Source organism: Phormidium pseudopriestleyi FRX01 (genome assembly GCF_017313335.1).
Lineage (GTDB): Bacteria > Cyanobacteriota > Cyanobacteriia > Cyanobacteriales > Laspinemataceae > Laspinema > Laspinema pseudopriestleyi.
Map to the genome: position 1 here is coordinate 1 of NZ_JAFLQW010000496.1, position 7,342 is coordinate 7,342.

Annotated in this window: 5 protein-coding genes; 3 read left to right on the plus strand and 2 right to left on the minus strand. The window is 48.8% G+C overall.

What is annotated here, in order from left to right:
- The first annotated feature begins 264 nt into the window (after positions 1–264).
- Together J0895_RS18920 and J0895_RS18925 are read left to right on the plus strand one after the other, a co-directional pair.
- Positions 265–1,458, plus strand: a complete 1,194-nt coding sequence (locus tag J0895_RS18920) for an NAD(P)H-quinone oxidoreductase subunit H (RefSeq protein WP_207089561.1) — start codon at positions 265–267, stop codon at positions 1,456–1,458.
- A gap of 150 nt (positions 1,459–1,608) precedes the next feature.
- A complete protein-coding gene (locus J0895_RS18925; protein ID WP_207089562.1) occupies positions 1,609–2,808 on the plus strand; it encodes a class I SAM-dependent methyltransferase in 1,200 nt (399 codons plus the stop codon).
- A gap of 117 nt (positions 2,809–2,925) precedes the next feature.
- Here J0895_RS18925 and J0895_RS18930 read toward each other — a convergent pair whose 3' ends face one another.
- Complete coding sequence (locus J0895_RS18930; RefSeq protein WP_207089563.1) at positions 2,926–4,374, minus strand: hypothetical protein; 1,449 nt, start codon at positions 4,372–4,374, stop codon at positions 2,926–2,928.
- Positions 4,375–4,451: 77 nt separating this feature from the next.
- Positions 4,452–4,913 carry a hypothetical protein gene (locus J0895_RS18935; RefSeq protein ID WP_207089564.1) on the minus strand — a complete coding sequence of 154 codons (462 nt, stop codon included), beginning with the start codon at positions 4,911–4,913 and terminating at the stop codon, positions 4,452–4,454.
- A 53-nt stretch (positions 4,914–4,966) separates the two neighbouring features.
- Here J0895_RS18935 and J0895_RS18940 point away from each other — a divergent pair.
- On the plus strand, positions 4,967–7,342 hold a 2,376-nt coding region (locus J0895_RS18940), incomplete at its 3' end, for a caspase family protein (protein ID WP_207089565.1).

The window sequence follows — 7,342 nt, forward strand, 5'->3', positions numbered from 1 at the left end:
AAAGACGGCTGAAGACGTTCAGAACGTCAAGTCGCACCAATGACAATGGTCGTCTAAACTAGGAGCCGGATGAGGTGAAAGTCTCATGTCCGGTTCTGAATGGGAGGGGATGGAGGTGACTCCATTCTCGACCCCTAATTGAAACAAAAAGAAACAATTGGCAACAGAACTGCCTTACCCCGTCCCGATTTTAGATTGTAGAAAATCCCAGATCGCAAGCAGGTACGGCAGCCCAAATCTGTCTCAACAGGAGCACCCTCATTTATGGCACCACCAACCCGGATAGAAACCAGAACCGACCCCATGATTCTCAGCATGGGACCGCACCATCCCTCCATGCACGGGGTCCTGCGCCTCATCGTCACCCTTGACGGCGAGGATGTAGTCGATTGCGAGCCAGTCTTGGGCTACCTGCACCGAGGCATGGAGAAAATTGCCGAAAACCGCACCAACATCATGTTCGTTCCCTACGTCAGTCGCTGGGACTACGCCGAGGGAATGTTCAACGAAGCGGTAACCGTCAATGCACCGGAAAAACTCGCTGACATCGAAGTTCCCCGACGTGCCAGCTACCTGCGGGTGATCATGCTGGAACTGAACCGACTCGCCAACCACCTACTCTGGTTGGGACCCTTCCTCGCCGATGTCGGAGCACTGAGTCCATTCTTCTACATTTTCCGCGATCGCGAAATGATTTATGACCTCTGGGAAGCCGCCACCGGGCAACGCATGGTCAATAATAACTACTTCCGCATCGGTGGCGTCGCCGCTGACATCCCCTACGGTTGGGTGGATAAATGCGAAGACTTTTGCGACTACTTCGAGCCCGTCATTGACGAATACGAACGCCTAATCACCAACAACCCCATTTTCCGCCGCCGAATTCAACACCTCGGTATCATCTCTCGGGAAGAAGCCATCAACTGGGGTCTCTCCGGTCCCGTCTTGAGAGCATCCGGTGTCAAATGGGACTTAAGAAAAGTTGACCATTACGAATGCTACGACGACTTTGATTGGGATGTCTGCTGGGCCACTGAAGGGGACTGTTTGGCCCGATATACCGTCCGCATGGCCGAAATGCGCGAATCCGTCAAAATCCTCCGCCAAGCCTTAAAGGGTCTTCCCGGTGGACCTTACGAGAACCTAGAAGCCAACCGGATGATGGGAGGACCCAAATCCGAATGGAACGGATTTGACTACCAATTCATCGCCAAAAAGATTGCCCCCACCTTTAAAATTCCCGCCGGAGAGCATTATTTCCGCGTGGAAAGTGGCAAAGGAGAACTGGGAATTTATCTAATTGGTAATGATAATGTTTTCCCCTGGCGTTGGAAAATCCGCGCTGCTGACTTCAATAATTTGCAAGTCTTGTCCTCCATCCTACGCGGTAACAAAGTCGCGGATATTGTGGCAATTCTCGGCAGTATCGACGTGATTATGGGTTCCGTTGACCGATAATTAAACCCCCGCGAAGTAGGGGCGATTCGCGAATCGCCCCTACATTCCTCTCGTGCCACGGCTCTGCCGTGGCACGGTTATTTTGCGGCTCTGCCGCCTGATTGCGGTAGGGAAACTACTACCCACCCTACTATTCAATACTAACTCAATATGTCCAACTTGTTAATCCCAATCATCCAAGACAAAATCATACAAAATCCCCAAAAGCAAATCACCTTTGCCGACTATATGGAATTAGCCCTCTACCACCCTAAATATGGATATTACGCCGCAAACACAGGAAAAATTGGCGCACAAGGAGATTTTATGACCTCCCCCCACTTAGGCGCAGATTTTGGGGAAATGCTGGCAGTGCAGTTCATCGAAATATGGGAAATTCTTGGATATCCCACCCCATTTCACCTCGTAGAAATGGGTGCGGGTCAAGGATTAATTGCGGCAGATGTCATCAAATATCTCTATCGCCACAATCGGGATTGTTTCGCCGCTACCGAATATCTAATCATCGAACAGTCCCCGGCAATGCGCCAGTTACAACAGCAGCAATTCTCCAAATTGTCCAGTGGGGGTGCAAATTTGCGCTGGGTGACTTGGGAGGAAATTGCGGCAGATTCAATCACGGGATGTTTCTTTTCTAATGAGTTAATCGATGCCTTCCCGGTACATCAAATCCAGGTATCCGGGGGAAAACTCCAAGAAATTTATATCACTACCTCGGACAAAATACCAGAGTCTCCCGAAGCGTCTCCCTTTCAAGAAATCACTGGGGAACTCTCCACTCCTAAAATTACCGACTATTTTCAACTGATTGACATTGACATCACCAGCAAACCCTATCCCGATGGATATCGCACGGAAGTCAATCTGGCGGCATTAGATTGGGTGAGACAGGTGACTCACAGACTCAATCAGGGATATGTGCTAACGATTGATTATGGATATCCGGCTCACCGCTATTATACACCCACCCGATCGCAAGGAACATTACAATGCTATCATCAACACCGATATCATGATAATCCTTATATTTTAGTGGGGGAACAGGATATAACGGCTCATGTTGATTTTACCGCATTGGAACGACAAGGGGAGTCTTGCGGATTGGAGAAATTGGGGTTTACCCAGCAGGCGATGTTTTTAATGGCATTGGGGTTAGGCGATCGCATTGCGGCACTCTCCACTACCCCCGGCATGGATTTGGGAACGATGATTAATCGCAGACAAGTCTTGCATGAGGCGATCGACCCTAGAGGATTAGGGGGTTTTGGGGTGTTGGTACAGGGAAAAGGATTAAGTGAGGACCAGAAGGGGAAAGGGTTACAAGGGTTGAGGATACCGCCGATGCGGTAAGGTTATTTTGCTCGATTACCTATACGGACCTAACCCCCCAACCCCCTTCCCTCGGAGGGAAGGGGGAGAAGAAGACAAAAGTTGTTTTTAGGTTACTCCACGGGACTTGATATAATATTATTGTTCTTTCCGCTTAATCCATAACCAGGCGATCGCCATAAACAATAACCCAGCAGCGAGACTATATCCCAATGAGAGTAATGCCGCATCCCAGGAGGCGGAAAGAGGGGGATTAAGTTTGACAGAGGCGATCGCATTCGGATCCGGTGTTTGTTCTGTCGTCAGCACTTCCACCGGCACAATCACATAGGGAAACTGTGCCGAAAGTGAGGCAGCGATCGCCGCAGCAGCTAAACCCCACCCGCCAATTGTGATATTATTCTGAAACCGCCGTTCTTGCCTAGCGCGATCGACTTCTACCAGACTCCGAATCGTGGCGATCGCAAACTCCAACCGCTGTAAACCAGGACTCAAATTTTCATAATCTTTTTCCACTTGTAGCAAATATTTCTCCGTCACCCTCGCGCTAAACTTCGCTAAAAAAGCCAAATCCGTAATGGGTTTTTCTCCTTCCAAACCCTGCGCCGAGATAGCTTTTTCAGTAATAGTAGCACTACGTTTTTGGTAATTCTCCAAATTAATGGCGATCGTCCGCAATTGATACCCCAACTCATCCACATCAATCGTATAATCCGAGACAATACTGCGCGCTTGATTGAGAATATCTTTCAGGTTATTTAGGGGTAAATTCTGATACTTTTCCCCGCGAATTTGTCTTAAACAATCTTGAATTGTGATATAATCTTGTTTCAGCCATTGTTTCAATTGACGAGTTTGCCCATAAGCCCAAAGAATTTTAGTGCGATCGGCAAATAACCGCATCCAATCATACATCAACTCCGCCCCTTTTTGAGCCGCATCCGCCGTCGGATACAGAACAATTATCACATGATGACTGTCAAAATACCGGGACTTAGACGCCGCAGAATCACCCGAATCCTTGACCGTTTCTTGCAGCAACAGCTTAAAAAAATCCAGTTCAAAAACCGTCCCTCCCAACAGGTGACCTTTACCCTGAAAATTATCCTGCCAATTCGCCCAAGGAAACAACGCCTTATAACAAATTTGAGCCACATCTTCCGGATTTTGAGCCGGGTGAGGCAACTGCCCATAAACGAACCAAGTTTGACCTAACGTTGCCGAATTTCCACCCAGACAACGCTCTATTTCCCCCTTAATTTTTTTAATACACTTCGCCGGTTGCGGAGTCAATTTATTCGACACCGAACAATCCAGCAACAGCCCATACATATCGCTCATCCGCACCGGGTAATAAAACCCTTCGTAAACATCGAAATCATTGCCGAATCGGTGAAATCGGGTCGGTAACAGTTCCTCATACTCCGACTCGAACCCCGAATCAAACTTGAGTACATCCTGTAGATTTTTCGGCAGTTTTAGTTTAAATTTATCCCAATTTTCTTTAATTTCCTCGGGATTGTCGCCTAACCCATCCCGCAAATCATAGAGGAATAAATCAACCGTGGGATAAATGATATTGTTCATAGAATTACAGGGGGAGATTATCCCGCCATCTTCCGGTTTACTCATTCAATATTTTGTAAGAAAACGGCAGGATTATCTTAAAATATCGGCGCTTGTGGTAACTCCCAATACTCCGCCAACGCCTGAATTTGTTTAACACTTTTATCAGGGCGATCGCGCGTCATCACCATCCGACTCAAATTCACCACTTCACTCGTCCGTTGATTCGGCTTCCCTTGGGGTGTATAACCTCGGTCAATCTCCGTGATGCCGAGTTGCTGCTGGAGCAGATTTTTCTGCGGCAACCATTGATATAATTGCTCTCCCTCCAGAGACGCGACTTTTGTCATCGCTTCTTGATACAGTTGATTTAAAGCTGGATTTTTCTCCAAAATTGTGTTAATTTCCTCGATAATTGCCTTTTCCTTATCTGGACGAAGTTCCAGAAGCCTCCCCACATTCTCTTGTAAATCCGCAACTTCCACCATCGTCAGTTCGCCCTCCAGCCGGTACAGGGCCAGCAAAAAAGCCAGTAAAGTTTTGTCAACCGAGGTTTCCATAGATTTGGGGTATTATAATTCAGATACCAATAATTCTAGCGGATGGTGGTCCAATGAAGAAGCGGCAAGCATTGGTAATCGGTATTAATGATTATCTGGTTCTGAACGAATTGCGGACCCCAGCCAACGATGCTAATGCAGTCGCCCAAGAACTGCTGGAACTCGGATTCGAGGTCACCGGATTACCCTGCGCCTCCACCCAAGAAGCATGGCGCGTCCATCCCGAGAAACACCTGCTCACCCACGAATTAGAAGACGCCATTACCAACCTCTTCGCCCTCGATGCCAATATTAGCATTCCCGAAACCGCCCTCCTGTTTTTTGCCGGTCACGGATTGCGAAAAGTCAAAGGAACCCTCACCAAGGGGTTTTTAGCCACCAGTCGCGTGGATAGCAAAGAAAACTGGGGGTTTCCCCTCAAAGAATTGCGGGAGATTTTAGAAAAAAGTCCTGTCAAACAGCAGATTGTCATCTTAGACTGCTGTCATGCCGGAGAATTGCTCAACTTTAACGAAGCTGATGCGGGAAAAGGGGAAACTATCTCCCGTTGTTTGATTGCCGCTTGTCGAGAAATCGAACTCGCTTACGAACCCACAGCCGGAAACCATAGTACATTAACCGAAGCACTCCTAGAGGGATTGCAGCAAACTGGAATTATCAGCAACATCAGCTTATCCCAATCCATAGAAACCGCCTTAGCAACCCGCAACCAAACCCCGATCTGTAACAACTGGGGTGAGATTATCCTGCGCGACCCTCAAATCGAACTCCCATCGGAAATTCTCCAAGATGAATGTCCCTATAAAGGATTAGAAGCCTTTCAAGAACAGGATACCCAATATTTCTTTGGACGGGAAACACTCACTCAAAAATTAGTCTATCGACTGCGAGACAGCCACTTTCTGGCAGTTTTGGGCATTTCCGGCAGTGGCAAATCCTCCGTTGTTAGAGCCGGTTTAATCCCGGAATTAAAAAAAGGGAGCACTATTTCCGAGAGTAAAACCTGGACCATTTGTGCGCCCTTCACCCCCGGAGATGACCCCCTTGCCAACTTAGCCCAAGTCCTCAGTGACGCCAACCTCTGCGACTTAGACACAGCAACTCAAGCAGTCGCCCAAGGTGCATCCGGATTACAACGGCTGATTTCCCAGGCAAATGCCTCAAGCATCCTGCTGGTTGTGGATCAGTTTGAGCAAGTGTTTACCCAATGTCAAAGTGAGGCCGAACGCCAGAAATTTTTGGACTGCTTGTGCGGGGTCGCTGATGGAGGACAAGCTCAAGGAAGACAAGACACTACCTTGTCCCTACGGGTCGTCATTACCCTGCGGGCGGACTTTTTGGGCAAATGTGCCGAATATCCCCAATTGGCGAAACTCCTCCAAACCCATCAAGAGATAGTTACCAAAATGGAGGAAGCCGAATTACGAGCAGCTATTACCAAACCCGCCCAAAAAGTCGGATGGAACATTCCCCCAGACCTGGAAAACCTGATGGTTGCTGACGTGCAGAAATCTCCCGGCAGTTTGCCCTTATTGCAATACCTCCTCCAAAAACTCTGGGACCAACGCAGGCAACGCTTGACCATCCAAACCTATCAAGACATGGGCGGCGTCCAAAAAGCCCTCCAAAAACAGGCCAATCAAGTCTATGAATCCCTTACCCCAGAACAACAGACCATTACCCGGAGCATTTTTCTCGAACTCACCCAACTGGGAGAAGACACCAAACCCATCGCCCGACAAGTCCGCAAATCTCAGTTAACCGACTTACCCCCCTCCCCGGAACAGGTGAAAACCGTCCTAGAGAAATTAGAGGCAGCGCGGTTAGTCGTCACCCGGGAACTGCAAGCCAGAGGGAACAAAGCGGATAAAATCACCGTAGTGGATGTCGCCCATGAATCCCTGATGAGTAACTGGGAGCAATTAGAGCAGTGGGTCAACGAAAACCCCGAAGTGAAGCGGCAACGAGACGAAATCCAAGCCAAAGCCCAAGACTGGGAAGACAAAGACAAACGCCGAGAAGGATTGCTCAGGGGATTAGATTTAGTCGAGGTAGAGGCATTTGTGCGACGCAATGGGGAGACATTTCCCCTGTCAGCCTTAGCGCGAGAGTACCTGAGAACCAGCATCCGCCAGCAACTCACCACCCGCATTCTCGGTATTGGCGCAGTTGTCACCCTGTTGAGCGTAGTCACCGGACTCTGGCTGAATGCCCAACGCCAAGCCACCATTGCCAGCTTACGGGCCAACGCGGCCCAGGCCAAAAATTTGCTCACCAGTGCTGACCCCGTAGATGGCTTAGTCCTGGCAATCCAGGCAACGGGAGAGAGTCAAGGCCGATTGCGACGAGTGATGAGTTCAGTGCAAGGGAGTTTGCTCACCAGCATTCAAACCACTCCCGAACAAAATCGACTGCGCGGCCATCAGAAT